We start from the raw sequence: 26,751 nt of genomic DNA, 5'->3' as shown, positions 1-26,751 counted from the left end.
CCCCTGCCCCTGCCCCTGCCCCTGCCCCTTGCCCTGCCCTGTTACCGCTGCCGCGCGCCGTGGCAGGTGCGTCCCGGTGGTCGTTCGCGTACGGTTGACGGCTGCCCTTGGGCGAGCCCGAGAAGACGAAGCAGGCCGCGGTCAGGCGCGGCATCCGTCCTCGCCCCGGGCCCCGCATGGGCCTGAATCAGCAGAAGGGGGCCGCGTCGTTGGCAGCGCAGCACGACTCCGTCCGGGAGCGGGAGATCCGCGAGGAGCAGGAGCACCTGGACGGGGTGTACCGCCGGCTCGAGGAGAAGATCCACGAGGCCGAGTTCCTGATGGACGACGCCTCCAAGAGGGCGCAGGTCGGCACCCCCGGAGCGCTGGCGGAGCGTGACGCGCAGGTCTTCCGCGCCGGCGTGCACCTCAACAGGCTGAACCGCGAGTTCGAGGACTTCCTCTTCGGACGCATCGACCTGCTCCCCGGAGCGGACGCCCAGAGGGGCCCGGACGGCGCGTACACCTCCGTCGAACCCGCCGAGGGCGCCGTGCGCACCGACGGAACGGCCGACATCGCCGAGACGCTGCACGTCGGACGGATGGGCGTGCTCGACGCCGACTACACGCCCCTCGTCATCGACTGGCGGGCACCCGCCGCCGCGCCGTTCTACCGAGCGACGCCGGTCGCGCCCGGCCGCGTCGTACGGCGCCGGGTCATCCGCAGCAAGGGCCGCAAGGTCCTCGGTGTCGAGGACGACCTCCTGCGCCCCGGGATCACCGCACGACTCGACGGCCGGGAGCTGTCCGTCATCGGCGACGGCGCACTGATGGCCGCGCTCGGGCGGGCCCGCGGCCACGCGATGCGGGACATCGTCTCCTCCATCCAGGCCGAGCAGGACCTCGTCATCCGCGCGCCCGCCGCCTCCGTCACGGAGGTCGAGGGCGGCCCGGGCACCGGCAAGACCGCCGTGGCGCTGCACCGCGCCGCCTACCTCCTCTACCAGGACCGGCGGCGGTACGCGGGCGGCATCCTCGTCGTCAGCCCGACGCCGCTCCTCGTCTCCTACACGGAGGGCGTGCTGCCCTCGCTCGGCGAGGAGGGCCAGGTCGCAATCCGCGCGCTGGGGAGCCTCGTCGAGGGCGCCGAAGCAGGGACGTACGACGAACAGCACGTGGCCCGCGTCAAGGGCTCGGCGCGCATGGCGAAGGTCCTTCACAGGGCGGCGCGCGCAGCGCTGGAGACCGGCGAAGCGCCCGACGTGCTGCGGGTGGTGGCCTTCCGCAGCCGCGTCGAACTGGACGCCGCCGAACTGCGCCACGTACGGCAGCAGGTCCTCAGTGGCACGGCGCCCGTCAACCTCATGCGTCCCCGTGCCCGCAGGTTCCTGCTGGACGCGCTGTGGGAGAAGTCGGGTGCCGGACGCCGGTACACCGATCCGGAGCTGGAGGCCGAGGCCCGCGAGGGGTTCGACGAGGACATCTCCTCCGAGGAAGGCTTCATCGCCTTCCTCGACGCGTGGTGGCCGGAGCTGACGCCCCGTCGGGTGCTGGCCTCTCTCGCGGACGAGGAGACGCTCGCGCGCGCCGCGGGCACATCCACCCGGTCGGCCCGGGCGCGGAACGGGGGCGGATCGACGGGCCGGGGCCGCGGCCGCCGCCTGCTGAACGCGGACGAGGCCAGGGCCGTCGCCGCCTCGTTGCGCCGCCTCGACGCCGACGGTCAGGGCCCGCTCTCCGTGCACGACGTGGCGCTCCTGGACGAGCTGCGCGTCGTACTCGGCACACCTCCGAAGCCCCGCAGGCGTGAGACGGACTCCCCGTACGGGGACGTGTCCGCCTGGGCGGACCCCCTGGAACAGCTCACCGGGCTGGACGAGTTGACGACGGCCGCCGACCGCGATCCCACCGCCCGGCGTGATCGCGCGGAGCGGCAGGCGGAGCAGCGGACCGACTACGCGCACATCATCGTCGACGAGGCCCAGGACCTGACGCCCATGCAGTGGCGGATGGTCGGCCGCCGCGGCCGGCACGCCACCTGGACGGTCGTCGGCGACCCGGCCCAGAGCTCCTGGCCCGACACCGAGGAGGCGGACGCGGCACGCGCGGAAGCCCTGGGCTCCCGGCCCCGCAGCCGCTTCGAACTGACCGTCAACTACCGCAACCCCTCCGAGGTCGCGGAGCTCGCGGACCGCGTGCTGGCGCTCGCGATGCCGGGCACGGCGCCCCCGAAGGCGGTCCGCTCCACGGGTCTGCGCCCCCGGTTCGCCGCCGTGCGGGGCGAGTTGGGTGCGGCGGTGCGTGAGGAGGCGGAGCGTGCGCTGGCGGAGGTGGACGGCACGGTGGGCGTCGTCGTCCCGATGGGCCGCAGGGACGAGGCCCGCGAGTGGCTGGCGGGGCTCGGCGACCGGGTGGTGGCGCTGGGAAGCCTGGAGGCCAAGGGACTTGAGTACGACGCGACGCTCGTGGTCTCGCCCGCCGGGATCGCCGGCACCACCCGGGACGGGGAGGGCGGTGCCGGCACGGCCGGGCTGCGGGTGCTCTACGTGGCGCTCACGAGGGCGACGCAGCGGCTGACGGTGCTGTCGGCGGAGGCGGACCGGCCCGATGCGGGCGGTGTACCGGAACTGCTCAGAGACTGAAGGAAATCGCCCCCCGGGAAGGGAATCGCCCGGTGGGGGCTGTTTGTTAGCCTGGATGTGGCACCGGCCCGATCCATGCCCCCGGGCCCAACCATTGTCGCTTCGAGCGACCACTTGCCGCGAGGCGAGCTGGCGGGTCGGTGTCACCAAAGACTTCTCGAGCTTCCGCTTCGGTGAAGCTCTCCGTTGGGGTTCGTGTCCTCGGCCTTCAGCCGATGATGCGGACCCCTTCCGCCTGCGGGCCCTTGCGGCCCTCCGCGATCTCGAATTCGACCCGCTGGGTGTCCTGCAGACTGCGGTAGCCCTCTCCGTGGATCGAGCTGTAGTGGACGAATACGTCCGGTCCGCCGTCTTCCTGGGCGATGAAGCCGTAGCCCTTCTCGGCGTTGAACCACTTGACGGTGCCCTGAGCCATTCCTGGTCTCCCTGTATGCATATGGGGTTTGCGGGCCGATCCTAGGCTGAGATGGGGCGCTTTGAAGTGATTTGGGGCGTAGACACAGAGTTTCGCGCCGGTGCCGAAAGAAGGGGCCGAAGGAAGACGATCACGGGCATCTCGTACTGTGGAAGGCTCTTTCCGCACCCAAAGCCGGGGTGGTCCACGGGTTACCCCGTACCGGGTGGTAGGTGGGACGATCTGTTGACGTGCCCCACACCTGGGAGCCGATACTTCGGCGCTGCGGTTCGGTGCGGCACCAACGCGTCAAGGGAAAGCAGAGGGAAGTCGGCAATGAGCGCGCCCAGCGTCTCCTACTCGATGACTGTCCGGTTGGAGGTCCCCGCCGGAGGGACCGCGGTCAGCCAGATCACCACGGTCGTGGAGTCGTCGGGCGGTTCGGTCACCGGCCTCGACGTCACCGCCTCGGGCCACGAGCGGCTGCGTATCGACGTCACGATCGCCGCCTCGTCCACGGCTCACGCCGACGAGATCGTCGCCGAGCTGCGGGGTATCGAGGGCGTCGCCCTCGGCAAGGTCTCGGACCGTACGTTCCTGATGCACCTCGGCGGCAAGATCGAGATGTCGTCGAAACACCCCATTCGCAATCGCGACGACCTCTCCATGGTCTACACCCCGGGCGTGGCCCGTGTGTGCACGCAGATCGCGGAACACCCCGAGGACGCGCGGCGGTTGACGATCAAGCGGAACAGCGTCGCCGTCGTCACGGACGGCTCGGCGGTCCTGGGCCTGGGCAACATCGGCCCGCAGGCCGCCCTGCCGGTGATGGAGGGCAAGGCCGCCCTCTTCAAGCGCTTCGCGGGGATCGACGCCTGGCCGATCTGCCTCGACACCCAGGACACCGACTCGATCGTGGAGATCGTGCGGGCGCTGGCTCCGGGCTTCGCCGGAATCAACCTGGAGGACATCTCCGCGCCCCGCTGCTTCGAGATCGAGGCGCGGCTGCGCGAACTCGTCGACATCCCCGTCTTCCACGACGACCAGCACGGCACTGCCATCGTCGTGCTCGCCGCCCTCTACAACGCGCTGCGCGTCGTGGACAAGCGCATCGAGGACATCCGCGTGGTGATGTCGGGCGCGGGAGCGGCCGGGACGGCCATCCTGAAGCTGCTGCTGGAGGCGGGCGTCAAGCACGCGATCGTCGCCGACATCCACGGTGTGGTGCACGACGGCCGCGAGGACCTCGTGAACGCGGCCGAGGGGTCGCCGCTGCGCTGGATCGGGGAGAACACCAACTCTGAAGGCTTCACGGGCACGTTGAAGGACGCCGTGGTAGGCACGGACGTCTTCATCGGCGTCTCCGCCCCCAACGTGCTGGGCGGCGAGGACGTGGCGCGAATGGCGGACGGCGCGATCGTGTTCGCTCTCGCCAACCCCGACCCCGAGGTCGACCCGGCGGTGGCGCGCGAGACGGCCGCCGTCGTCGCCACGGGGCGCTCCGACTTCCCGAACCAGATCAACAACGTGCTGGTCTTCCCCGGCGTCTTCCGCGGCCTGCTGGACGCACAGTCGCGGGTCGTCAACGACGAGATGATGATCGCGGCGGCGCGCGCGCTTGCCGACGTGGTGCTCGAGGACGAGCTGAACCCGAACTACATCATCCCCAGCGTCTTCAACGAGAAGGTCTCCGGAGCCGTTGCGGGCGCGGTCCGGGACGCGGCACGCGCCGCAGGTGAGGCGGCCGTCACGCACGCGCCGGCGACGACGACGGCGACCGCCGCCACCGCGGCGGAGGGTCCCGTGGCCTGAGCACACCCGGCGCGCGGCGGCGGGCAGGGGTCCACCTCACACGCCTCCGGTGGTTTGCCGGGCCCTCGGAGGGTACGCGCGGCGTGGTGAGCTCGGACCGTGAGCGGTCCGGGGTGACGGCGCTCACCCCGTGGCGGCACGGCGCGTCGCGAGGTGCAGGGTCACGACGCCCCCTCTAGGGTTGCGGCAGACACAAGCCTGTGGGGCGTCAGCACAGCGGGGACATCGCCGCCGCTCGTGTGACTCCGCAGCTGTCAGTACGTTCCGGATTGGCTTTCCCGCCGCACGTAGGGGCAGGATTCGTTCCCGGGGGACTTCGTCCTGGGGATTCCCCAAAGGGGCGGGAGGGTCTCAAAGCAGACCCTGGTCAGGGGACTGTCCGAGGGCCCTGGCAGCATCGGCTTCGATCTCACGCCTCATCGGCAAGAAGAACACGGGAGTAACGAGTTATGAACCGCAGTGAGCTGGTGGCCGCTCTCTCCGAGCGCGCCGAGGTGACCCGTAAGGACGCCGACGCCGTTCTGGCAGCTCTCGCCGAGACCATCGGCGAGGTCGTCTCCAAGGGCGACGAGAAGGTCACCATCCCGGGTTTCCTCACCTTCGAGCGCACGCACCGTGCGGCCCGGACCGCGCGGAACCCGCAGACCGGCGACCCGATCGAGATCCCGGCCGGGTACAGCGTGAAGGTGTCGGCCGGCTCCAAGCTCAAGGAAGCCGCCAAGGGCAAGTAACGGCGCTTTCCGGGACGGCTCACGGCCCTCCCGGGCCACGCACGAGGGCGGTCACCCGCAGAGGGTGACCGCCCTTCGTGTGTCCGCTCGGGGCGGCCCGTACGGCGCGGAGCCGCCCCGTACGGGCCGGGCAGGCGCTACGGGAGCTCGGCCTTGGCGCCGAGATCCGCGAGCTTGTTCATGAAGTTCTCGTAGCCGCGGTTGATCAGCTCGATGCCGTGGACGCGGGAGGTGCCCTGGGCGGCGAGCGCGGCGATCAGGTACGAGAAGCCGCCGCGCAGGTCGGGGATGATCAGGTCCGAGCCCTGCAGCTTCGTCGGCCCGGAAACCACCGCGGAGTGCAGGAAGTTGCGCTGGCCGAAGCGGCAGGCGGACCCGCCGAGGCACTCGCGGTAGAGCTGGATGTGGGCGCCCATCTGGTTCAGGGCGGAGGTGAATCCCAGGCGGGACTCGTAGACCGTCTCGTGGACGATGGACAGGCCCGTGGCCTGGGTGAGGGCGACGACCAGCGGCTGCTGCCAGTCGGTCTGGAAGCCGGGGTGCACGTCCGTCTCCAGCGCGATGGACTTCAGCGGACCGCCCGGGTGCCAGAAGCGGATGCCCTCGTCGAGGACCTCGAAGGCGCCGCCGACCTTGCGGAACGTGTTGAGGAAGGTCATCATCTCGCGCTGGCTGGCGCCGTGCACGAAGACGCTGCCCTGAGTGGCCAGCGCCGCGCTCGCCCACGAGGCGGCCTCGAGGCGGTCGGGGAGGGCGCTGTGGGTGTAGCCGCCGAGCTTGTCGACGCCGGTGATGCGGATCGTGCGGTCCGTGTCCATCGAGATGATCGCGCCCATCTTCTGCAGAACGCAGATGAGGTCCTCGATCTCGGGCTCGACGGCGGCGTTGCTCAGCTCCGTGGAGCCCTCCGCGAGGACCGCGGTGAGCAGCACCTGCTCGGTGGAGCCGACGGACGGGTACGGCAGGCGGATCTTGGTGCCGCGCAGCCGCTGCGGTGCCTCCAGGTACTGGCCGTCGGCGCGCTTCTCGATCGTCGCGCCGAACTGGCGCAGCACGTCGAAGTGGAAGTCGACGGGACGGCCGCCGATGTCGCAGCCGCCCAGGCCCGGGATGAAGGCGTGCCCCAGACGGTGCAGCAGCGGGCCGCAGAAGAGGATCGGGATGCGGGAGGAGCCCGCGTGGGCGTCGATGTCGGCGACGTTCGCGCTCTCGACGTACGACGGGTCGAGCACCAGCTCGCCGGTCTCCTCGCCGGCGGTCACGGTCGTGCCGTGAAGTTGTAGAAGGCCCCGCACCACCCGCACATCGCGGATGTCGGGGACGTTGCGGAGCCGGCTCGGCTCGCTTCCCAGCAGCGCGGCGACCATCGCCTTCGGAACGAGGTTCTTCGCGCCACGGACACGGATCTCGCCATCGAGCGGTGTGCCGCCGTGGACGAGCAGGACGTCATCGGTCATGGATCTCCGCGTTCCTGAAGACGGGTTCGGGGCAGATGGTTCGAGGCCTCGTGGGCCGGGCCGGCCCCTGGAGCAGCTCTGGGGCGAAGGCGAAAGACAATCGTAATGGTCCGGATTCACCGGCGCGCACGGACCGTGGGGGCGCCGGCCGAGCACCGGATGGGCCGTATCACGGTGTGTGCAGGGAAAGTGCCCGGAACGTGACCGCGGTTGCCGATACCGGCCGGATTGTGCGTGGGTCTGCGGGAGCGGGTGCGCGGAATCTGCGCGGATCCGGTGAATGCGCCGTGACCAGGGCAGACGTCCCACCCGGGGTTCCTGATCCGGCCGTTGGCTCCCACGGAAGGCCGACGTGCGGGATCATTGCGGCATGACCCAGGTGTCCTCGCTCACCGGGCGGCTGCTGGTCGCCACCCCGGTGCTCGCCGACCCGAACTTCGACCGGGCCGTGGTGCTGCTGCTCGACCACGACGCGGAGGGGTCGCTCGGTGTGGTGCTCAACCGCCCGACGCCCGTCGACGTCGTCGACATCCTGGAGCCCTGGGCCGCGCTCGCCGGCGAGCCCGGCGTCGTCTTCCAGGGAGGCCCCGTCTCACTGGACGCCGCGCTGGGCGTGGCCGTGGTTCCCGCGTCGCAGGGCCGCGGGCACGCGGCCGGGGAGCGCCCCGGGGCTGCTCGGGACGGCGACGGGCCCCCGGGCGAGGCCGACGGGGAAGTGCGCGACGGGCCGCTGGGCTGGCGCCGCGTGCACGGTGCCATCGGCCTCGTCGACCTGGAGGCGCCGCCGGAGCTGCTCGCCGCGGAGCTGGGCTCCTTGCGTATCTTCGCCGGGTACGCGGGCTGGGGTCCCGGGCAGCTGGAGAAGGAATTGTCCGAAGGTGCGTGGTATGTCGTCGAGTCCGAACCGGGTGACGTCTCCTCGCCGTCGCCGGAGCGTCTGTGGCGGTCCGTCCTGCGGCGGCAGCGCAGCGAACTGGCGATGGTGGCCACATACCCGGACGATGCGTCGCTGAATTAGGCTTGGTCCGCATGAGCACTCTTGAGCCTGAGCGCGGTACGGGCACCGGCACGCTCGTCGAGCCGACCCCGCAGACGTCGCACGGAGACGGCGACCACGAACGGTTCGCCCATTACGTCCAGAAGGACAAGATCATGGCGAGCGCCATGGACGGCACTCCCGTGGTGGCGCTCTGCGGCAAGGTCTGGGTTCCGGGTCGTGACCCGAAGAAGTACCCGGTCTGTCCCATGTGCAAGGAGATCTACGAGACGATGAGCTCCGGCGGTGGCAAGGGCGGCGGCAAGGACGGCAAGGGCGGCGACAAGTAGCCGCCCGGCGCCGACGCGGGAGCGGCGGCGCCGGCCCTCCTGGCAGGACCGCACGGCCCGTCCGGTCCTTCGCCTCTCCGCCGGATCCGTGTTCCGGCTTTCCGTGCAAGGCTCACAGCGCGCCCCGTCCGTTCCGCTTTCCGGGACGGACGGGGCGCGCTGGGTTGTTCGGGGGCGGGTCTCGCTCCGCGTGCTTCCGTGCGCGCGCCGGGAGGACTGAACGTCACCCGGGGACCCACCCACCGGCCGACCGACGAGAGGCGTCGCACATGCCGTACACGGACCTGCTCCCCGCGCCCCGCTCCGTCACGCCCCAACCCGACGGCAGTGGGCCGGACTTCGTCCTGGACGCGCACACCACGCTCGACGCCGGGCCCGGCACGCACGACACGGCCCGCTGGCTGCGCGCCACGCTCACCCCCGCAACGGGCGCGCCGCTGCCGCCCGGCGGGCCGGGCGGCAGCGGCGGAGCGGGCGCGGCTGGAGCCCGCGCGGGCGAGGCCGAACGCGGCGGCGAGGGCGCGGAGTTGGTGCTGCGCACGGACGAGGCGGTCGCCGCCCGGTTCGGCCCGGAGGGCTACGTGCTCCGCGCGGGCGGCGGGAGCCTTCGCATCACCGGGGGCGCACCCGCCGGTGTCTTCCGGGGTGCGCAGACGCTGCGGCAACTGCTCGGGCCCGCCGCGTTCCGGCGTGCCCGCACGGCGCGCGGCGAGGTGACCTGGCGGGTGCCGCCGTTGCTCGTCGAGGACGGTCCGCGCTTCGCGTGGCGCGGCTACATGCTCGACGTGGCACGGCACTTCACTCCCAAGGACGGAGTCCTGCGCACCCTGGACCTGCTCGCCGCGCACAAGCTCAACGTCCTGCATCTGCACCTCACCGACGACCAGGGCTGGCGCGTCGAGATCCGGAGCCGGCCGCGGCTGACCGAGGTGGGCGGCACCCGAGCCCGCAGCCGCGTCGGGCGCGGCGGGCGGCCGGGGGCACCGCAGCTGTGGGACGAGCGGGCGCACGGCGGCTGGTACAGCCAGGAGGACCTGCGGGAGATCGTCGCGTACGCCGCGGACCGCCACATCACCGTCGTGCCGGAGATCGACATCCCCGGACACTCCCAGGCCGCGATCGCCGCCTACCCGGAACTCGGCAACAGCGACGTCGTCGACACGTCGGCGCTCGGGGTGTGGACCGACTGGGGCGTGAGCCCCAACGTGCTGGCCCCCGGCGATCACGTGCTGCGCTTCTACGAGGGCGTGCTGGAGGAGGTCCTGGAGATCTTCCCCTCCCGCTTCATCCATCTCGGAGGCGACGAGTGCCCCAAGGACCAGTGGCTCGCATCGCCCGCCGCACGGGCGCGCATGCGTGAACAGGGACACGGACCGGGACTCGGTGAGGGAAGCAGCCCGGAAGCCGCCGGAGAAGCGCTTCAGGCGTGGTTCTTCAAGCACTTCGACCGCTGGCTCACCGCAAGGGGCCGCCGCCTCATCGGCTGGGACGAGATCCTTCAGGGGGGCCTCGCCGAGGGCGCAGCCGTCTCCTCCTGGCGCGGCCGCGCCGGCGGTGTCGCAGCCGCGCGTGCCGGACACGACGTCGTGATGTGCCCCGAGCAGGAGCTGTACCTGGACCACCGGCAGGATGCCGGCGCGAGCGAGCCGGTGCCGCTCGGGTACGTGCGCACGCTCCGCGACGTCTACCGGTTCGAGCCCGTACCGCCGGAGCTGGCGGGGACGCCGCACGAGCGGCACGTGCTCGGCGCCCAGGCCAACATGTGGACCGAGTGCACCGAGAACCAGCAGCGCGTCGACTACCAGACCTTCCCCCGCCTCGCCGCGTTCGCGGAGGTCGCCTGGTCGCCGCTGCCCGCCTCCGCCGGGGAGAGGGACTTCGCCGGCTTCGAACGGCGCATGACACAGGGGCACTACGCGCGCCTGGAGGCAATGGGCGTCGACTTCCGGCCGCCCGGCGGCCCGCATCCGTGGCAGCGCCGCCCGGGCATCGCGGGCCGCCCGCTCGACGGGCCGCAGGACGGGCCGGGCCGCTCCGCGTGACCGCACGGGACGGGGGTGCTCCGTAGCACGAAAGTCCGCACAGGATCGGAGATCCGCACAAGAGTCCCCGAGGGTGGCAATTCCGCGCTTGCCCGTGTGAGCTGGGGATTACGGGCCCGCGTTCCGGACAGGGACGAGAGTGATGTCAGCTGACGGAACAGCCCATACCGGGCCCCCGGTCCGACCGCCCGCCGAGATGTGCCAGAGTTGCCTCGTCCGGCCGGTGAGCACGTACCGTACGGGCACAGCAGCCGGGTCGACCGGGGAAGGGGCGGCTGGATTGAGCACGCAAGCACAGCATGAACACCATGCGCCACAGGCTGTGCCGTCGGTCATGCTGCCCACCACGCTCGACGAGGCCGTGGCCGCGCTCTCCGCGGTGCCCGCGGCGGTGCCCGTGGCGGGCGGCACGGACCTGATGACGGGCATCAACGCCGGCCATCTACGGCCCGCCGCCCTCGTCGGCCTCGGAAGGATCAGCGAGATCCGCGGCTGGCAGTACCTGGACGGAGAGGCGCTCCTCGGCGCCGGCCTCACCCACGCGCGCATGGGACGGCCCGACTTCGCAGCCCTCATTCCCGCGCTGGCGGCCAGTGCCCGCGCCGCGGGACCGCCGCAGGTCCGCAACGCGGGCACGCTCGGCGGCAACGTCGTCAGCGCCCACCCGACCGGCGACACCCTGCCGGTGCTCGCGGCGCTGGAGGCCACGCTGATTGTCGCGGGCCCGGAGGGCGCGCGGCGTGAGATCCCGGTGAGCCATCTGCTCGCCAACGTGGACATGCTGCGGCCCAGCGAGGTCGTCGGGCATGTGCGCGTGCCGCTGCTGCACGCACCGCAGACCTTTCTGAAGGCCACGGGCCGCACCGGCCCGGGCCGTGCGATGGCCTCCGTCGCCGTCGTGCTCGACCCGGTGCGGCGCGGGGTGCGCTGCGCCGTCGGCGCGGTGGCGCCCATGCCGCTGCGTCCGCTGGAGGCGGAGCGCTGGATCGCCTCGCTCATCGACTGGGACGGGCAGCGCGGACTCGCCCCCGAGGCACTCGCGGCATTCGGCGACTATGTCGCCATGGCATGCATCCCCGACCCCGCCCCGCCGGAAGAGGGCGGTGAGGCTCCCGCACTTCCGCCCGCGGCCTTCCACTTGCGGCGTACGGTGGCAACACTGGCCCGCCGAGGACTCGGGAGGGCGCTCGCATGAGCAACGGCAGCCCGCACGATCCCGACGCACAGGGCGAGGGATACGGATACGGGCAGGGGTACGGGCAGCAGTACGGAGACGGTTACGGCGCCGGCTACGGCGAGTACGGCGACGAGGGCGGCTGGGGCGAATACGGCCAACAGCCGCCGCAGGCACAGCAGTCGGGCCGGCAGCACTATCCGTCGTATCCGCAGGACGGCTCGTATCCGCAGGACGGCTGGGGCGGCGAGTCCGACCAGGACGCCACCGCCTTCGTCCAGCTGCCCGCCGGTCCGCTGCCGGGTCCCGGTGCCGGAGCGGACGCCTGGGGGCCGCTGGCCGCGCCCGGCACGGGGCAGGGGGGCTACACGCCGCCGCCCTTCGACCCCGCCGAGGTCACCGGGCCGCAGCCGGCCGAGCAGCCTGGAGCGCCGGACGACACCGCCGGCGGTCAGTGGGCGATGCCGTTCGGGCAGGGTGCAGGTGCCCCGGACGGGTACGACCCCGCTTCGTACGGTCAGCACTACGAGGGGCGGTATCCGCACTATCAGGGCCAACAGCCCGGCGGGCACGGGGCCTTCGGCGGACCGGGCACGGAGCCGGGCGGTCAGCACGAACGGCAGGACCCCGGCCCCGCCTCGGCCATGGGCCAGGGCGCGGCGGCGGCGCTCGCGGGCTCGCACGAGGCCCGCACGCAGCGACGTCCCCTCGGCACGGGCGGCGGCGTCACCGCGGACGAAGCGGAACCGATAGGAACCGGCAGGCAGTTCAGCGTCCCCGCGGCACCGCGGCAGACTCCCGGGCAGCGTCAGCAGGACACCGCCGGCGATGCCCACTACGAAGAGGCGCACGCACGGAGGCAGGTGCCCTTCGACGGTCACGAGGCCGTGCCGGACGTTTCCGCCGGGGGCGCCGCACCGGTCGAGGCGGCCGCCGCGCCGCACACGAGCGAGGCACCACCGGCCGGTGACACCGCCGACGACGTCGGCGCCGGAACCACCGAGGACGGGGCCGAGGCGGAGGAGACCGGGGCGGAGGAGACCGAGGCGCGACCCGCGATGGGGACCGTGCGTTCCGGACTGCCGTGGACGCCTTCGTCGGGCCCCGCCGTCGCGACGAGCGCCCCCGGAACCGACAGCCCCGGCACCGACAGCCCCGGCACCGGCGGCCCGGAGCCCGAGCAGCAGCCGGACGCGGACCACGGCGCGGACCACGGCGCCGCCACGGCAGGCGACAGCTGGGCCGTACCTCCGGCCCCCGGAGGCGCAACCGCCCCCACGTCCGGGGAAACAGCGGAGGAGACACCCTCGGGCAGCGGCGGACCGCGCCGCGACGACGCCACGTCCACGGACCGCGGCGACGCGGAGGCGGCCACCGACTCCGAGGTCTCCGAGGAACCGCCGTTGCAGCTCGCACCCGAGCTCGGCGGCGAACACCCCCACGTCTCCTACGTGCTGCACGTCAACGGCATCGACCGTCCCGTCACCGACGCCTGGATCGGCGAATCCCTCCTCTACGTCCTGCGCGAGCGCCTCGGCCTCGCCGGCGCCAAGGACGGCTGCTCGCAGGGCGAGTGCGGCGCCTGCTCCGTCCAGGTCGACGGCCGGCTCGTCGCCTCCTGCCTCGTCCCCGCGGCGACCGCCGCGGGCAGCGAGATCCGCACGGTCGAGGGCCTTGCCGTCGACGGCGTCCCCTCCGACGTGCAGCGTGCGCTCACCGAGTCCGGCGCGGTCCAGTGCGGATTCTGCGTGCCCGGCCTCGCAATGACGGTGCACGACCTGCTGGAGGGCAACCACGCGCCCAGCGAACTCGAGACCCGCAAGGCGATCTGCGGCAACCTGTGCCGCTGCTCCGGCTACCGCGGGGTGCTCGACGCCGTGCGTACCGTCGTCTCCGAGCGCGCCGAACAGGCCGCACGGGAGCAGGCGGAGGCGGAAGCCGAAGCGGAGGCGTACGAACAGGAGTTGGCGGGCGGGCCCGCGCGCATCCCGCACCAGGCGGGCCCGGGCGCGGGCGGCGCGTACTACCCGGGAGGTGGCGGCGCATGACGGTCGGGGAGTCCGTGGCGGCCCTCCCTGACGGGTGCAGCGTGAGCGGGCAGCGGAACGGGCACCGCCCATGGAGACGGCCCATGCAGGACCATCCGGTACGGGAGCGGCACGTAACGGGTCGAGGAGCAAAGGATCACCGCGTGCAGGGACGGCGCGGAAAGGCAGCAGCGGCATGACCAGCACGGCCGACGGCCCCGGCGCCGTCACAGCGACTCCCGCACAGGGCACACCGCTTTCGCACGAACCCGCCGACAGCGGCCCGGTCACGCACGGAATCGGCGCGTCCCTCCCCTCGGCCGAAGCCCCCGCCAAGGCCGAGGGCACCTTCCCCTACGCCGCCGACCTGTGGGCCGAGGGCCTGCTGTGGGCCGCGGTCCTGCGGTCGCCGCACCCGCACGCCCGGATCGTGTCCATCGACACCACGCAGGCCGCCGAGCTCCCCGGAGTGCACGCCGTCGTCACCCACCAGGACGTCCCCGGCGACGCGGGCCACGGACGCAAGGTCGCGGACCAGCCCGCCTTTGCCCGCGACGTCGTGCGCTACTTCGGCGAGCCCGTCGCCGCCGTCGCCGCCGACCACCCGGACACGGCACGGCTGGCGGCCGCTGCGGTCTCCGTCGAGTACGAGCCGCTGGAGGCCGTCACCGACCCGGAGAAGTCCTTCGAGGCCGAACCCCTGCACCCCGACGGCAACTTGATCCGTCACATCCCGCTGCGCTTCGGCGACCAGGACATCACCGGCGACGTCGTCGTCGACGGCCTCTACCGCATCGGCCGCCAGGACCCGGCACCCATCGGCGCCGAGGCGGGCCTCGCCGTGCCGCGTCCCGACGGCGGCGTGGAGATCTACACCGCGTCCACCGACCCGCACACCGACCGCGACCTGGCCGCTGCCTGCTTCGGACTGCCCCCCGAACAGGTCAAGGTCGTCGTGACGGGCGTCCCCGGCGCGATGGGCGACCGCGAAGACACCGGCCTTCAGGTGCCGTTGGGCCTGCTGGCGATGAAGACCGGCAGCCCCGTGAAGATCGCCGCCACCCGCGAGGAGTCCTTCCTCGGGCACGCCCACCGACACCCCACCCTGCTGCGCTACCGCCATCACGCCGACAGCGAGGGCCGGTTGGTGAAGGTCGAGGCACAGATCCTCCTCGACGCCGGCGCCTACGCGGACACCAGCGCCGACGCGCTCGCAGCCGCCGTCTCCTTCGCGGCCGGCCCGTACGTCGTGCCGCACGCCACCATCGACGGCTGGGCCGTGCGCACCAACAACCCCCCGTCCGGCCATGTGCGCGGCGAGGGCGCGATGCAGGTGTGTGCCGCGTACGAGGGCCAAATGGACAAGCTGGCCGCCCAGTTGCAGATTGACCCGGCAGACCTGCGCATGCGCAACGTACTGGCCACCGGCGACCTGCTGCCCACCGGCCAGACCGTCACCTGCCCCGCACCCGTGGCCGAACTCCTCACCGCCGTACGGGAGTCGCCGCTGCCGCCGCTGCCCAAGGACAGCCCCGAACGCGACTGGCTGCTCCCGGGCGGCCCCGAGGGAGCGGGCGAACCGGGCGCCGTGCGCCGAGGAGTCGGCTACGCGCTCGGCATGGTCCACATGCTCGGCGCGGAGGGCGCCGACGAGGTCTCGACGGCCACGGTCAAGGTCGACGGGCCCGTTGCGACGGTGATGTGCGCCGCCGTCGAGACCGGGCAGGGCTTCACGACGCTGGCCCGTCAGATCGTGCAGGAGACGCTGGGCATCGAAGAGGTGCACGTCGCGCCGGTCGACACCGACCAGCCGCCCGCGGGCGCCGGTTCGCACAGCAGGCACACCTGGGTCTCGGGCGGCGCGGTCGAACGGGCGGCGAAGATGGTGCGCACGCAGCTGCTGCAGCCCCTGGCCGCGAAGTTCGGGATGTCCACGGAGCTGCTGACGATCGCCGACGGAAAGATCACCTCCTACGACGGTGTCCTCTCCACGACGGTCGCGGAGGCCCTGGAGGACAAGGAGTTGTGGGCCACCGCCCAGTGCCGTCCGCACCCCACGGAGGCGCTCGACGACACCGGGCAGGGCGACGCCTTCGTCGGGCTCGCGTTCGCCGCCGTACGCGCGGTCGTCGACGTCGACGTCGAACTCGGCTCGATCCGCGTGGTGGAGATGGCCATCGCGCAGGACGTGGGACGCGTCCTCAACCCCCGCCAGCTCAACGCCCGCATCGAGGCCGGCGTCACCCAGGGAGTCGGTGCGGCCCTCACCGAACACCTCCGCATCAACCGCGGCGTCGTACGCCAGCCCGACTTCACGGGCTATGCCCTGCCGACGGCCCTGGACGCCCCGGACATCCGCATCGTCCAACTCATCGAGGAACAGGACGTGGTGGCACCCTTCGGAGCCAAGGCCGCCTCGGCGGTACCGGTGGTCACCTCCCCGGCGGCGGTGGCGGCGGCGGTCCGCGCGGCCACGGGCATGCCGGTCAACCGCCTTCCGATCAGGCCGCAGACGGCTGTGGGGGGATGAGGGGGCGCCTGGTCGGCGCGGACGATGGCCGATTCGGCGTACTCACGGCCTGATGTGATTCCGGCTCACACTGGTGTGGCATGGTTGCGCACGCCATGCCGTGGGATGAGGACGTCCGAACCAGCGGTATCACGGGGGAGATGAGAAGACGGTGGCAACCGATCTCGAGAAGAACGCGGCCGTGCCCGGCAGTTCCGGGATGCAGTCGGACCATGGCCGTGGTGCACGCGCCTTCGGGGTCCGGCTCGTAGGGGTGCTGTTGCTGGCCCTCGGCCTCGGATTGGGATACGCGGGCGTGGTCTCCGGGCTCTACGAGCCCTTCGCAGAAGCGACTCCCGGGACGGTTACGGTCGAGCACTGCTCGCACAACGACGGCAAGAGGTCACCGGAGGAGTGTGAAGGGGTTTTCACCTCGACAGACGGCAAGATCAAAGATCCGTACGCAGACATCCCGACCGACGACCCGTATCCGGAGGGGCATCACATTGACGCCCTGCAGATCGGTGGCGACTCCTACGGGACTTCTGTCGTCAGCGCCGTCGCCTCGGGACTCCGCTACCTCTTCGGTGGGTTCTGCGCTCTGGGCCCGGCCTTCTTCTGCCTCTTTGTCGGCCGATGGCCGGGGCCGCGCGCTGCCGGCACATTGCGCTCCATGCACCCCGCCTTCTCCTGGATCACCTTCCCCATGGTGGGTATCGGCCTGGTTGGGCTGCTCGTCGCGGGCATCGTGAGGTGAGGAGCCTGAGGGGTGCTGCCGATGACGGCTGTCGTGGAAGGCGTCAGTTCACATCACGATCGGGTATCGCTGAGCGGTCAACCGGGCTGCGGAGCATCGCTGTTGCACCCCTTGCCACAGTGAGGCGGTAGTCCGCTTCCGCTACGACATGCTGGTTTGCGCACTGTGAGGCCGGAACCGTCCCGACGGCCGGATTCCGAGGGTGCGAGCGGCATCAGGCCGGGGGCGATGACGTGTTGTCAGCGGCAGTTACTAGGGTGTACCTGGTACGCAAGTGAGGCACGATGGTGGACGACTGTTCGCTTCGCGGCGACAGGGGCGGCCTTACAGATGCTGGCGGTGTGCAGGGTGAAGCGGCGGCGGCCGCATGACGGAGAAGGAACGGGGAGGCGCAACCGTGGGTGAGATGCGAGTCGACCTCAGTGAACTTGAGGAGACGGTACGAAAGCTCGGTCGCGTGACGACCGCCATGGGCGAGTCGGTGACCAAGAGCAAGTACAACACCTACCTGCCCGACGGAGCGCTCGGCAGCCACCGGTTCATCGAGGGGACGGAACTCAACTCCGCGCACAAGGACATGAAGGCTCACATCGAAGAGATCATCCGCGTCATCAACGATGTGATTGACGACTTCGGCACGAAGACGAAGCAGGCGCACGGCAAGTACCAGAATGCGGAGCACGACGCGAAGCACGGTATGGACGCCGGCCGTTCAGGATCCGGGAACTAACGGTCAGGGGGCGAGGACGACATGGGCGACGGAACTGGGCTGGACAAGTACACCGACACCGGCAACATGTGCTACGCGGGCGAGGTGAAGACGCCGTTCGCGACGGGGGAGAGCATCGACTCGATGAAGGAGATGCTCGCGAATGCCAAGCCGGAGCAGGTCCTCGACGTAGCCGACGCGTGGAAGAACATCCACGATCACCTGGTGAGCGGCGGCGACAGCGTGAAGAGCGACTTCGACAGGGCTGTCGAGCACGTGCTGCAGCACTGGGAGGGCGAGTCCGCTGACGAGTTCGCCAAGAAGGCGAAGAGGATCAGCAAGCAGATCTCTGACTGCGCCACGTATGCGAACTACACATCGATCGCCATGCGCAACGCCGGCCAGAAGCTGAGCGAGATCAAGCCGAAGGTCGACGCGATCGAGAAGCCCGGCAAACTTTCAAGTGCGATGAACGCTCTTGGAGATGGCTTCTCTCGCGACGACAGTAAGTGGAAGGGCGACATCCAGGGTAATCAGGGCGCGCAAAAGGCCCTGGACAACCACGACGACGACCTCTCGGCTGGCAAGGAAGAGCAGCTCAAGGCCGCTGCCCACATGGAGACTCTGGCCATTGCGTATTCGTCGCAGACGAAGACGATGGGGTCGTGGAGCAGGCGGGAGCCGCCGCGAAGGGGGGAGCCACGTGAGGACTACCCGGGTGAGCCAGGCGGCGTGGCTCCCGTCCCTGTTGCAGTAACCCCTGACGGCGGAGGGCCTGGGGGAGCAGTAGCGGGCGCGTCGCGAGCTGGCAGCGCAGTCGGGAAGAGCGCACCAAGGTCGACGTCACCCAGTACCGGCACGTCGGCAGCAGCCACGAAGGTGGACGGTGTTTCGGGTGGAACTGCGACCACCCCGCGCCCCGGGGGCACGAACACAGGCACACCTTCCGGTGGTCCTGTTCCGGGCGGCGGTGCTGCCGGAGCAGCCGGCGGTACTGGTGGCGTTCCCGGTGGCCCGGGTTATGTCGGTCAGGCGTCTGGCAACAGAGGTGGTGTCGCCGGTAAGGGTGTTGGTGCGGGCAGGGGTGCCGGCGGGCGTGTGCCCGGGGGTCTCGGAGCAGGTGGCGCCGGAGGAAAGGGCGCAGCCGCCGCCGTTGGTCGCGGACCGCTGGCCCGTCAGAGGGGCGGCACTCTCGACACCCCACAGCAGGGCAAGGGTGCTGCACGGCAGGGTGGCCAAGGGCTGCACTCCAGCCGCGGCGGCCACATGGCCGGAGAGCGCGGTCGTGGCACCAGCCTTATGGGCGGCGGCGTCTCAGGCAACAACGCCCGGCGCAATGAGGAGGAGAAGAGCCACGGAGAGCGTCCGGACTACCTCGTCGAGGACGAGGAGACCTGGATGCCTAAGCGGCGGGACGTAGCCCCGCCCACGATCGGCTGACGAAGTACCGGCACCCTACGAGGTGCCACACGCTCAGGGGTGCGGCCGCACGGCCGCACCCCTACGCCGGAAAAGAGACTCGACAGATGGGCATCATGCGGATCGTGCGCGTATTCAGCGGCGCAGTGCTGGCTGGGGCGATGGTCATCACCTCAGCACCGAACGCCGCAGCCGATCAGGTCAGAGACGACCAGTGGGCTCTGAAATCCTTGGATGCCGAGTCCGTCTGGCAGACCACGAAGGGCAAAGGCCAAACGGTCGCTGTCATCGATGACGGTGTCAACGTCAACCATCCCGACCTCAAGGGCAATGTCCTGGAGGGCAAAGACTTCATCGATGGTGGTTCCACTGCCCCGAAAAAGGGCGACGACCATGGCACGGGCATGGCAGGGATCATCGCAGGCCATGGTCACGGGGCGGGAAACCAAGACGGCGTTATGGGCTTGGCCCCAGAAGCCAAAATCTTGTCGATCCGTGCTAATGCCTCTGCTCGGGAACAACTGATCCCAGCAATCAAGTACGCAGTTGATCAGGGAGCTTCCGTGGTCAACATTTCGCAAGGTGGCTCAGATTATTCCACTGATGTGGAAGAGGCTGTTGCCTATGCTCTGAAGAGGAACGTGCCCATTTTTGCCGCAACAGGCAATTCAGGCAAGGCAGTTGAATATCCGGCTGCATACCCCGGAATTGTGCCGGTCGGCGGTCTCCAGAAGGACGGAACGATCTGGAGGAAATCCAACAGGGGCAAGCAAACCCTGCTGAGCGCCCCAGCATCGGATGTGGTCACTGCAGGCGGGCCGAGCAACCTGAACGGCTATGGGATCGGTGACGGAACTTCTGATGCCACAGCCTACGCATCTGCTGCGGCTGCTCTCGTGAAGGCTAAATACCCTGACTTGACGGCTGGCCAGGTTGTCAACCGTCTGACCAGGACTGCCGAGATGCCCGCAGTCGACAAGGGGGCGAAGCTCCCGGACGAGCGGTATGGCTACGGCGCTATTCGTCCCCTCGCTGCGCTGCAGGAAGACGTTCCCAAGGGTTCCAAGTACGGCCCGCTTTCCCTTCCTCGGCAGATCCAGAACGAACAGAAGGAAGCGGAGAAGGAGAAGGAGTCGCAGGCGCTCCAGGAGCAGGCCGACCAGAAGTTCGTCATCATCTGGTCCGTCATCGGCGTCGTGGCCCTACTTCTGGTCGCACTCGTCGCGCTACTCATCGTGAGGTCTCGCCGGAAGAAGAGCCGGAGCAACAGCCCTGGTGGCCCCGGTAGTCCGGGTGGTGGCTACCCGTCTCCGCCGGGACAGGCCCCCGGCTTCGGGCAGCCTCCGCACCAACAGCAGCCGTACGCCCCGCAGCCGACGGCTCCGCCGCAGCAGCCGCCGCGCCACTGAGGGACTGATAGCGACCTTCTCGGGTAATGCCTGCTCGGGCTGCTCACGCCGCAATGAGGGTGCGAGCAGCCCGGACAACGGTCCGAAACCGTGGAGCCCTTGGGGCCGTCGTCGTCGGCCCGGCGAAGTATGGTCGGGGGTTTCCGGTGCAAGCAGTGCGACAGCAGCCAGGGCGAGCGTTTGGATTACCACGTCGAGGATGAGGAGACGTGGATGTCCGAGCGGCTGGACGTACCCACCCGAGTTCGCAGTAGCGTGCTGTGCTGCTTTTCAGGGAGGTGCCCAGCGCCTTGGCCGCCGCACCACTGATCCGCCACGCGCATCGGCCCAGGCAGGCAGAGCGGAGTCCCTGGCCCACCAGTCCGAAGGTCAGACTGTCGCCGTGCTCGCCCAATTCAGCCTCGCGAGGCCCGGCGCCTCTACGTGATCAAGGAATCGCCGCGGTCTGGGGAAGCATGTCGGGGAAGTACTGCTTGAGGTCATCGTTGGTGTGCACGACGACAGTCGCCCAGGAGCCGTCAGGAAAGCCGAACTGAACGTTTTTACCGGCGCGTTGACGTACCCACGAAAGCCCCTCGAAGGGCAGCTGCCACCCCAGCTGCGTGCCTCTCCGAAGCCGGTACGTGCTTCCCCTGCGACGCTGAATGTAGACGATTCGGAGTCCGCTGCTCGTCAGGGCGAGAAGACTGATGACCCCCGTCTTGGAACGGGGCTGAAGCGCGGCCAGGAACTGGCCCGCCTGGCTTGTCCAACCTCCGTAGAACGACCGGCCCTTTTGTTTGCACTCCTCGCGTTGGGCTGGATCACTGAACACTGGGGCCGCACTGGGGGAGATCTCGGCGGTGATGATTTTGGCGAGTACGGACAGGAAGACACCCCACGTGTCGCTGGGCTGTGTCATGCCATCAAACACATGAGGCCGGTGCTCATTGGGGGCGATGGGCTTCTTCTTGCTGGGAGAGTCGTACGACGGCTCCGACTCGAAGGCTGCCCAAAAGCCGTCGGCCTGCGGTACGGCTTCGTGGGCGCGTTGCAAGAGCTTCTTCGGGGCCATGATCTGTCCTTTCCTGCCGGTCGCGTGACCGTCTGACTCTCGGTCGTTGGCGCAGCTTGAGACGATCAGCCGAAGTCGTCTGCCACGGTGTCGTTGGACGTTCGAGTACACACCGACGAGACCTCAACAAGCAGTCCTGCGTCCTCAGGTACGACGGAGGCGATGATCCTATGTCCGTCCTTCTGTGCCTGAAAGCCCTCTTGGGCGTGCTGGTCTTCTATCTGCCAACCGAGCTGGGAGAAGTGTGCACCGATGCGTGGCAGAGCAGAGGTCAGTTCCTCGTCGGGAAGATCGTTGAGCCGCCATATGTGCTGTGGTAGGCAAGGTGACCTCAGCCCCTTGTGCCAGCAGTCGGGACAGACCGTCGAGGAAAACCGCTCCTGTTCCGGCACGGAGTGTGCCCGTCCTGTGCTTGCGCTCAGCAATTCGGAGGAAATGCGGCGGAGTTCGACCTTCACCGCTTGATCCAGCACGACCTCTGCTCTGGGCTGCCGGCTGTGCTGGGCGAGCATCGCAGCCTCCTCGACTTCCTGGTCGGTAGCCCAATCGATCGTCTTGAGGATCTCCGCGAACACCTCGGAATGCAGTCCCCAGCCTTCTGCCGAGAACACACTGAGTTCGAACACAAGCATCTCGGCGGTTCCGGGCAGCGGTACGTAAGTTTGGATGAGGTGCCGCTGCACCGGGTCGAGTTCGCCGGTCGATGTGTTCTCGACGGCGATTGGGGAAGGCCCGATTCTGGAGACTGCCGGGCCACAGTGCAAGTCCGTTCGCTCGACCTCGTCGCGCGGGTACGCGCCACGCAGTGTGTCCAACAGGGTTTGAACAATACTCTCGTCGCTGCCGTCGTGCAGAAGTCGCGTGACAATCATGGTAGAAGCGGTCGGTTGACCCTCTACCTCCAAGAAACACAAGCCTGCGTAGACCACGTTCGCATCTATCATCGGCTCCAGTTGAGCGCCGAGAGTCAGTGCAAAGGCGAACTGGTCCTCGGTGGTGTGATCAGCCAGTACCGACGTGGCGATGGCGTGGAGGCGTTCTGCAGCGGCGTCTGCATCCTGGGCGTCTACAGGCAGTTCGTGGAAAAACGGAGGCGTGATCCACCCTGCGCGGAGTCGGCCGGGACGCGCTGCATTGACAGTGGGCGGCGACTGAGCTGCGGCCGACTGTGTCTGTGAAGTCTCCATGAACTCCATTCCGCTGCCTCTCTGCTGGCCCAGTTGAAGACTCAAGCCGCGAGGGCTTGATGGAACCGACTGCTGGACGGGGCGACAACGGACGTTGCATCTTCCTTGGAAGATTGAAACTGGTCCCATGTACCTTTCACGGCCGTAGCGCCCTTCATGACCATCGTGGTCGGCCCGGCCGGCAGCACGTCTTCGGTCTTGCCGAACATCTTCTTGAGGCCCCCGTTGATGGCCTGAGTGGTAAGCGGGTTCTCCACCTTTTGATAGATGTGGTTGATCTTCTGCCCGCTCTCCAGTACCTCACGGCCGGTCAGGCCTCGTGCTCCTCCGGCGACTTTGCCTGCTACGCCGGAGGCTCCCTTGACTCCTGCGGTGACTCCTTTGACCGCCCCGCCCACGACGGGGATGACCCCCGCTGCGTCGAGGGCAATCTTCCATCCGGAGCTTTTCCCGCCACGTGCGTTGTCCATCCAGTGACCAGCCATGGCGCCGGCAGCACAGACTGAAGACGCAGCCGCCAGGACGACGGAGGCGGCCTGCCCGACGACCGGAATGGCGTTCACCGCAATTGCCGCCGCTGCGAGTCCTGCCGACCAGTTCGACAAGGCGTCTGCGTTGTCGATCAGCCATTCCTTGAAGTCCCGCCAGCCCTCCGAGAGTGCGTCCGTGATGCGGTCCCACAGGCCGAGGTCCGGCGGGTGGTTCTCGGACGCCTTGAGGATGGCGCGCTCGGCTTCCCCTGCACGGTCCTTCCAGCTCGCGAGGATCTTCTCGCCCTCACGGATGAGTTCTTCAACGCGGTCATTGGCGCGGTCGGTCTCTGTCTTGGCGTCCTCCAGCATGGCGTTGACGCGCTTGACCTGGTCGGCTTCCATCATCACGCCCGCGTACCGGCGATTCAGCGCGTTGTACTGCTCCGCCTCGCGGTCGGCCTGCTTGCGCGCTTCGACCGCGTCAGCCTCTGTGCGTTCCGCCCGCCGCTGGAAGTCCTGAAGCCGCCCGTGCCAGGTACGCAGCGCCTTCGCGCAGTCGTGCATGGAATCGGTGCCCTGCTTGAGGTATTTGGGGAGTTCTCCCAGCTTCTGGGTGAACTTCTCGGCGGCTTCGCCTTCCCAGGCGCCGCCGCGCTCGCCCACCGACTTGATCAGGTTGTTGAGCTCTTCGAGTTCGTCGCCGACGGCTTTCACGTCAGAGGCGAGAAGGTCGATCGCTTCGGCATCTCCTTTGGCCGGGTTGAACCCGAGGCCCGGCCAACTACCGTCGTCCTCGATGAACATGCTGCGCCAGGACATGTCTTCCCCCGTTTCTAGCCTTGCCCGTAGCTCTTGGTTTCTTTGTCTTCGCCGGCCTTGTAGGCGTCGACTGTCGTCTGCAGGCGGTCCTTGATGTCCTTGGCGCTGTCCTCGATGCGCTTGATGCCGTCCTCCCATTCCGATTGGAAGGTGTCGCACGCCTCGTCCAGGCCGTCCGTGCCAAGGGTCTTGGGGCCGACCTTCTTCAGCCGAGTCCTCGCCTGCTGCATCCGCTCGGTGGATTCACCCAGTTTGTCGACCATCTTCTGGACGCGCGGGATGTCGATCCGGAACTCTGCGCTCACCGCTGCTCTCCCCGTTAGTTGCCGTCGGTGTGTCGAGGCCTCTGCGGGCCAGACGCTACATGAGGGGGGAGCTGTACTCTCAAGGCCCCTTCATGCGCCAGTAGTTGGCCCGAAGGGTGCGGTGCGCCGCGGGCCTTGACCGGTGATCCGGACCCGAAGGAGCCAGAAGATGAACCGCGACGAGGACCCCTATCGGTACCTCTTTCTGACCGGGTTCGCCGCCGGGGCGCTGTTCGCCATGGGGTACTGGGCGGCTCTGGTCGCCGCTTTGCTCACCGGCGGCTTCACGTTCGGCGGTCTGCTCGTGACCCTGCTGGTGTCCGGCGCTGCCGTGCTCGGGTTCCTTGGATGGCGGCGTCGGAAGGTGGTCTTCTCGGGCGCCGCACTTGGTTTGCTGCTGGCTGCGCTGGCGCTGAGCCGGTACGTGAGTGGTTGATGCGGCTGAACTGCGCCCAGTGCCTTACCAGTTGAGGCTGGGCGAGCCGCCCGGCACCCACCCACGGCCGCCGGACTGTCAGCCCGTCGAGCCTTCCAGCGGGGCGGCCGCCCGGTGCTTGCGCCACTCGGGGGCCAGCACCGACCAGACCTCAATGTCGTGGCGCTTGCCCCGGTACGCGTAGAGCTCGCGGAGGACGCCTTCCTTCGTCATACCGAGGCGGCGGGCCACGGCGATGCTCGGTTCGTTTCCGACCGATACGAGCCACTCGATCCGGTGGATGCCGCGTTCCTCGACCGCCCAGTCGATGATCACGCGCGATGCCCTGGTCACCAGGCCTTTGCCCGCCGCCGACGGTTCCAGCCAGCAGCCCGCCTCCGCGGTGCCCTGGGCGACGTCCATGACCCGGAAGAGGACTCCGCCGACGAGTGTCCCGTGCAGCCAGATGCCGTGGATGCGGCCCGTGTCGGTGGCGGCCTTCTCGGCGTAGCGCTGGAGGTGCGCGCGGCTGGATTCCAGGTCCGTGACGACGTCGGGCAGTCCGATGTACTGCCCGATGAACTCCCGCCCCCGGTCCATGTGTTGCAGGAACTCCTCGGCGTGCCACGGTTCGAGCAGCCGCAGTTCGGCGCCGTCGATGCCAAGCGGTACCGCGTACATGGTTCCTCCACGATCGATGACGGCGGTGGGCGGCGCGAAGTCATGTCCCGCCGCCCATAGTTCGAGTCCTGCCAGTAGTTCTTGTCCCCGTGCTCGGCCCTGCTTCAGGTCCTGTACGTACGGAAAAGGGCGAGGGTTTCCAGAAGCTGGGAGTGGTGTGGCCGGGGCGGGTCGCGCGGGGTGAACCAGCCCAGGGAGTCGAACTTGTGGGGTTCGCCGATGGCCACGTGTCCGGGGTCGACGTGCACGGCGAAGATCACGGCCACCCAGTGCGAGACGGGGTTGCCGCGGAGGATGTTGCGGACGCCGACGGTCTCGATCGCGAGGGGAGTCGCCGTGTACTCCTCGCGGACCTCGCGGGTCACGGCCTCCTCGAACGTCTCGCCGTGTTCGAGGGCGCCGGCACCGGTGTCCCAGGTGCCCGGCTCGTCCCGCGCGCCCGCGCTGCGACGGGCCAGCAGCACCCGGCCCGCCGCGTCGTGGCAGACGAAGACACAGGAGACGGTGGGTGCCGTCAGTGCCCTGTCACGGGGAAGTGCCGGTGGTGTCGCGCTCATGGCTCCTGCTCGTCGGGCGGCTGCTTCGGAAGTGCCTCGTTCTGCCGGCGCGGCAGTTGGTTCGTCGGAGGCCGTCGGTGCCTGCTGAGCCGGCGCTTCTCCGGCGGCGGTTCGTGTGTCAGAAGTAACGGGTCAGCTCGTGGAACGTCTCCAGGTGCAGGACCTGTTCGTCGGCGTGGTCGAGTTCGTCGTGCTCCAGGACCCAGGTGTGCTGGTTGGGGATGAAGACGGCGTTCATGCCGGCCCGGCGTGCCGGCAGGATGTCTGACCTGGGGGAGTTGCCGATCATCCAGCTCGTGGCGGGTGTGAGTCCGTGGGAGCGGATCAGCCGGCGGTAGGTCGCGTCGTTCTTCTCCGGGACGATGCCGATCTCCCGGAAGTGGTGGGCCAGTTCGGACATGTCGATCTTGCGTTGCTGCTCCTCGGGGTCGCCCTTGGTGAGCAGGAGCAGGTCGTGGCGTTCGCCGAGCGCGGTGAGGGTTTCGGCGACTCCCGGTATCAGCTCGACCTGGTGGTCGACGAGCGCCGCGGCCAGCTCTTTTATCTCCTCGTGCTCCCGGTCCGTCGCCGGCCTGCTGCGCAGCCGCTCCACGCAGTCGGTGAGGCTCCGCAGCAGCGACTGGGTGCCGTATCCGTGCGTGACGGTGTTGGCCGCCTCGATGTCGTCCAGTACGGTCCGCAGTTCGCGCCTGTCCAGCGTGGGATGGGCCAGCCAGTCCAGGAAGTCCTCGATGACGCGCTCGAAGAGGACATTGTTCTCCCAGAGGGTGTCGTCCGCGTCGAAGACGAGTACTTGGCGGCTGTGTCCCACCCCGACCTCCCCGAGTCGCCCCACTGTCCCTGCCGGACGGTAATCGCGGTGCGGCCTGCCTG

The 26,751-nt window shown here is 69.4% G+C and carries 23 protein-coding genes; 14 read left to right on the top strand and 9 right to left on the bottom strand.

Annotation, left to right across the window (positions count from 1 at the left end):
* Positions 1–176: 176 nt before the first annotated feature.
* Positions 177–2,621 carry a UvrD-helicase domain-containing protein gene (locus EV375_RS09665; protein WP_130299079.1) on the top strand — a complete coding sequence of 815 codons (2,445 nt, stop codon included), beginning with the start codon at positions 177–179 and terminating at the stop codon, positions 2,619–2,621.
* A 208-nt stretch (positions 2,622–2,829) separates the two neighbouring features.
* Here EV375_RS09665 and EV375_RS09660 read toward each other — a convergent pair whose 3' ends face one another.
* Positions 2,830–3,036 (bottom strand): cold-shock protein, encoded by a 207-nt coding sequence (locus EV375_RS09660; RefSeq protein WP_028433118.1) that lies wholly within the window; start codon positions 3,034–3,036, stop codon positions 2,830–2,832.
* Positions 3,037–3,351: 315 nt separating this feature from the next.
* On the opposite strand from EV375_RS09660, the gene EV375_RS09655 reads away from it, so the two are divergent.
* The gene (locus EV375_RS09655; RefSeq protein ID WP_130299078.1) at positions 3,352–4,827 is read left to right on the top strand and encodes an NAD-dependent malic enzyme; all 1,476 of its coding nucleotides are present in this window, start codon (positions 3,352–3,354) and stop codon (positions 4,825–4,827) included.
* Between the two features lie 449 nt (positions 4,828–5,276).
* Positions 5,277–5,558: an HU family DNA-binding protein gene (locus EV375_RS09645; protein WP_028436141.1), complete on the top strand. Its 282-nt coding sequence runs from the start codon at positions 5,277–5,279 to the stop codon at positions 5,556–5,558.
* Between the two features lie 137 nt (positions 5,559–5,695).
* Here EV375_RS09645 and murA read toward each other — a convergent pair whose 3' ends face one another.
* Positions 5,696–7,015 carry a UDP-N-acetylglucosamine 1-carboxyvinyltransferase gene (gene murA, locus EV375_RS09640; protein WP_130299077.1) on the bottom strand — a complete coding sequence of 440 codons (1,320 nt, stop codon included), beginning with the start codon at positions 7,013–7,015 and terminating at the stop codon, positions 5,696–5,698.
* A 370-nt stretch (positions 7,016–7,385) separates the two neighbouring features.
* Between murA and EV375_RS09635 the strand changes: the two genes are divergently transcribed.
* The 10 genes from EV375_RS09635 to mycP all read left to right on the top strand — a co-directional run bounded on the left by EV375_RS09635 (position 7,386) and on the right by mycP (position 20,387).
* Entirely contained in the window at positions 7,386–8,033 is a 648-nt protein-coding gene (locus EV375_RS09635) for a YqgE/AlgH family protein (RefSeq protein ID WP_130299076.1), read from the top strand.
* Positions 8,034–8,044: 11 nt separating this feature from the next.
* Positions 8,045–8,341 (top strand): DUF3039 domain-containing protein, encoded by a 297-nt coding sequence (locus tag EV375_RS09630; RefSeq protein WP_130299075.1) that lies wholly within the window; start codon positions 8,045–8,047, stop codon positions 8,339–8,341.
* A 269-nt stretch (positions 8,342–8,610) separates the two neighbouring features.
* Positions 8,611–10,383 carry a beta-N-acetylhexosaminidase gene (locus tag EV375_RS09625; protein ID WP_130299074.1) on the top strand — a complete coding sequence of 591 codons (1,773 nt, stop codon included), beginning with the start codon at positions 8,611–8,613 and terminating at the stop codon, positions 10,381–10,383.
* A gap of 334 nt (positions 10,384–10,717) precedes the next feature.
* Positions 10,718–11,578 carry an FAD binding domain-containing protein gene (locus EV375_RS09620; protein ID WP_055485309.1) on the top strand — a complete coding sequence of 287 codons (861 nt, stop codon included), beginning with the start codon at positions 10,718–10,720 and terminating at the stop codon, positions 11,576–11,578.
* Positions 11,575–13,605, top strand: a complete 2,031-nt coding sequence (locus tag EV375_RS09615; protein WP_486588383.1) for a 2Fe-2S iron-sulfur cluster-binding protein — start codon at positions 11,575–11,577, stop codon at positions 13,603–13,605. Before EV375_RS09620 ends, EV375_RS09615 begins: the two co-directional genes overlap by 4 nt.
* A 175-nt stretch (positions 13,606–13,780) precedes the next feature.
* On the top strand, positions 13,781–16,114 hold the full coding sequence (locus EV375_RS09610; RefSeq protein ID WP_130299073.1) for a molybdopterin cofactor-binding domain-containing protein: 2,334 nt from the start codon (positions 13,781–13,783) through the stop codon (positions 16,112–16,114).
* Positions 16,115–16,265: 151 nt separating this feature from the next.
* Positions 16,266–16,850 carry a hypothetical protein gene (locus EV375_RS09605; RefSeq protein WP_130299072.1) on the top strand — a complete coding sequence of 195 codons (585 nt, stop codon included), beginning with the start codon at positions 16,266–16,268 and terminating at the stop codon, positions 16,848–16,850.
* Between the two features lie 406 nt (positions 16,851–17,256).
* Positions 17,257–17,580 (top strand): hypothetical protein, encoded by a 324-nt coding sequence (locus EV375_RS09600; RefSeq protein WP_486588717.1) that lies wholly within the window; start codon positions 17,257–17,259, stop codon positions 17,578–17,580.
* 21 nt (positions 17,581–17,601) lie between these two features.
* Positions 17,602–18,999 (top strand): hypothetical protein, encoded by a 1,398-nt coding sequence (locus EV375_RS09595; RefSeq protein WP_130299070.1) that lies wholly within the window; start codon positions 17,602–17,604, stop codon positions 18,997–18,999.
* Positions 19,000–19,085: 86 nt separating this feature from the next.
* Positions 19,086–20,387: a type VII secretion-associated serine protease mycosin gene (mycP, locus tag EV375_RS09590; protein WP_486588382.1), complete on the top strand. Its 1,302-nt coding sequence runs from the start codon at positions 19,086–19,088 to the stop codon at positions 20,385–20,387.
* Positions 20,388–20,814: 427 nt separating this feature from the next.
* On the opposite strand, the gene EV375_RS09585 is transcribed toward mycP, so the two are convergent.
* From EV375_RS09585 to EV375_RS09570, 4 genes are all read right to left on the bottom strand, one after another.
* A complete protein-coding gene (locus EV375_RS09585; RefSeq protein ID WP_130299069.1) occupies positions 20,815–21,441 on the bottom strand; it encodes a type II toxin-antitoxin system HicA family toxin in 627 nt (208 codons plus the stop codon).
* Between the two features lie 65 nt (positions 21,442–21,506).
* Complete coding sequence (locus EV375_RS09580; protein ID WP_130299068.1) at positions 21,507–22,637, bottom strand: hypothetical protein; 1,131 nt, start codon at positions 22,635–22,637, stop codon at positions 21,507–21,509.
* A 32-nt stretch (positions 22,638–22,669) separates the two neighbouring features.
* A complete protein-coding gene (locus tag EV375_RS09575) occupies positions 22,670–23,905 on the bottom strand; it encodes a WXG100 family type VII secretion target (RefSeq protein ID WP_130299067.1) in 1,236 nt (411 codons plus the stop codon).
* A 29-nt stretch (positions 23,906–23,934) separates the two neighbouring features.
* Complete coding sequence (locus EV375_RS09570; RefSeq protein WP_207228038.1) at positions 23,935–24,225, bottom strand: hypothetical protein; 291 nt, start codon at positions 24,223–24,225, stop codon at positions 23,935–23,937.
* 169 nt (positions 24,226–24,394) lie between these two features.
* Between EV375_RS09570 and EV375_RS09565 the strand changes: the two genes are divergently transcribed.
* Positions 24,395–24,661, top strand: coding sequence for a hypothetical protein (locus EV375_RS09565; protein ID WP_130299066.1), 267 nt, complete (start codon positions 24,395–24,397; stop codon positions 24,659–24,661).
* A gap of 78 nt (positions 24,662–24,739) precedes the next feature.
* On the opposite strand, the gene EV375_RS09560 is transcribed toward EV375_RS09565, so the two are convergent.
* The 3 genes from EV375_RS09560 to EV375_RS09550 form a co-directional block, all read right to left on the bottom strand.
* Positions 24,740–25,321, bottom strand: a complete 582-nt coding sequence (locus EV375_RS09560; protein ID WP_130299065.1) for a GNAT family N-acetyltransferase — start codon at positions 25,319–25,321, stop codon at positions 24,740–24,742.
* 104 nt (positions 25,322–25,425) lie between these two features.
* On the bottom strand, positions 25,426–25,878 hold the full coding sequence (locus tag EV375_RS09555; RefSeq protein ID WP_130299064.1) for an NUDIX domain-containing protein: 453 nt from the start codon (positions 25,876–25,878) through the stop codon (positions 25,426–25,428).
* A 118-nt stretch (positions 25,879–25,996) separates the two neighbouring features.
* Complete coding sequence (locus tag EV375_RS09550; RefSeq protein ID WP_130299063.1) at positions 25,997–26,689, bottom strand: HAD family hydrolase; 693 nt, start codon at positions 26,687–26,689, stop codon at positions 25,997–25,999.
* Positions 26,690–26,751 lie beyond the last annotated feature (62 nt).

Source organism: Streptomyces sp. CNZ301 (assembly GCF_004217425.1).
The sequence above is the reverse complement of the archived record's forward strand: the minus strand, read 5'-3'. Positions and strand labels throughout refer to the sequence as shown.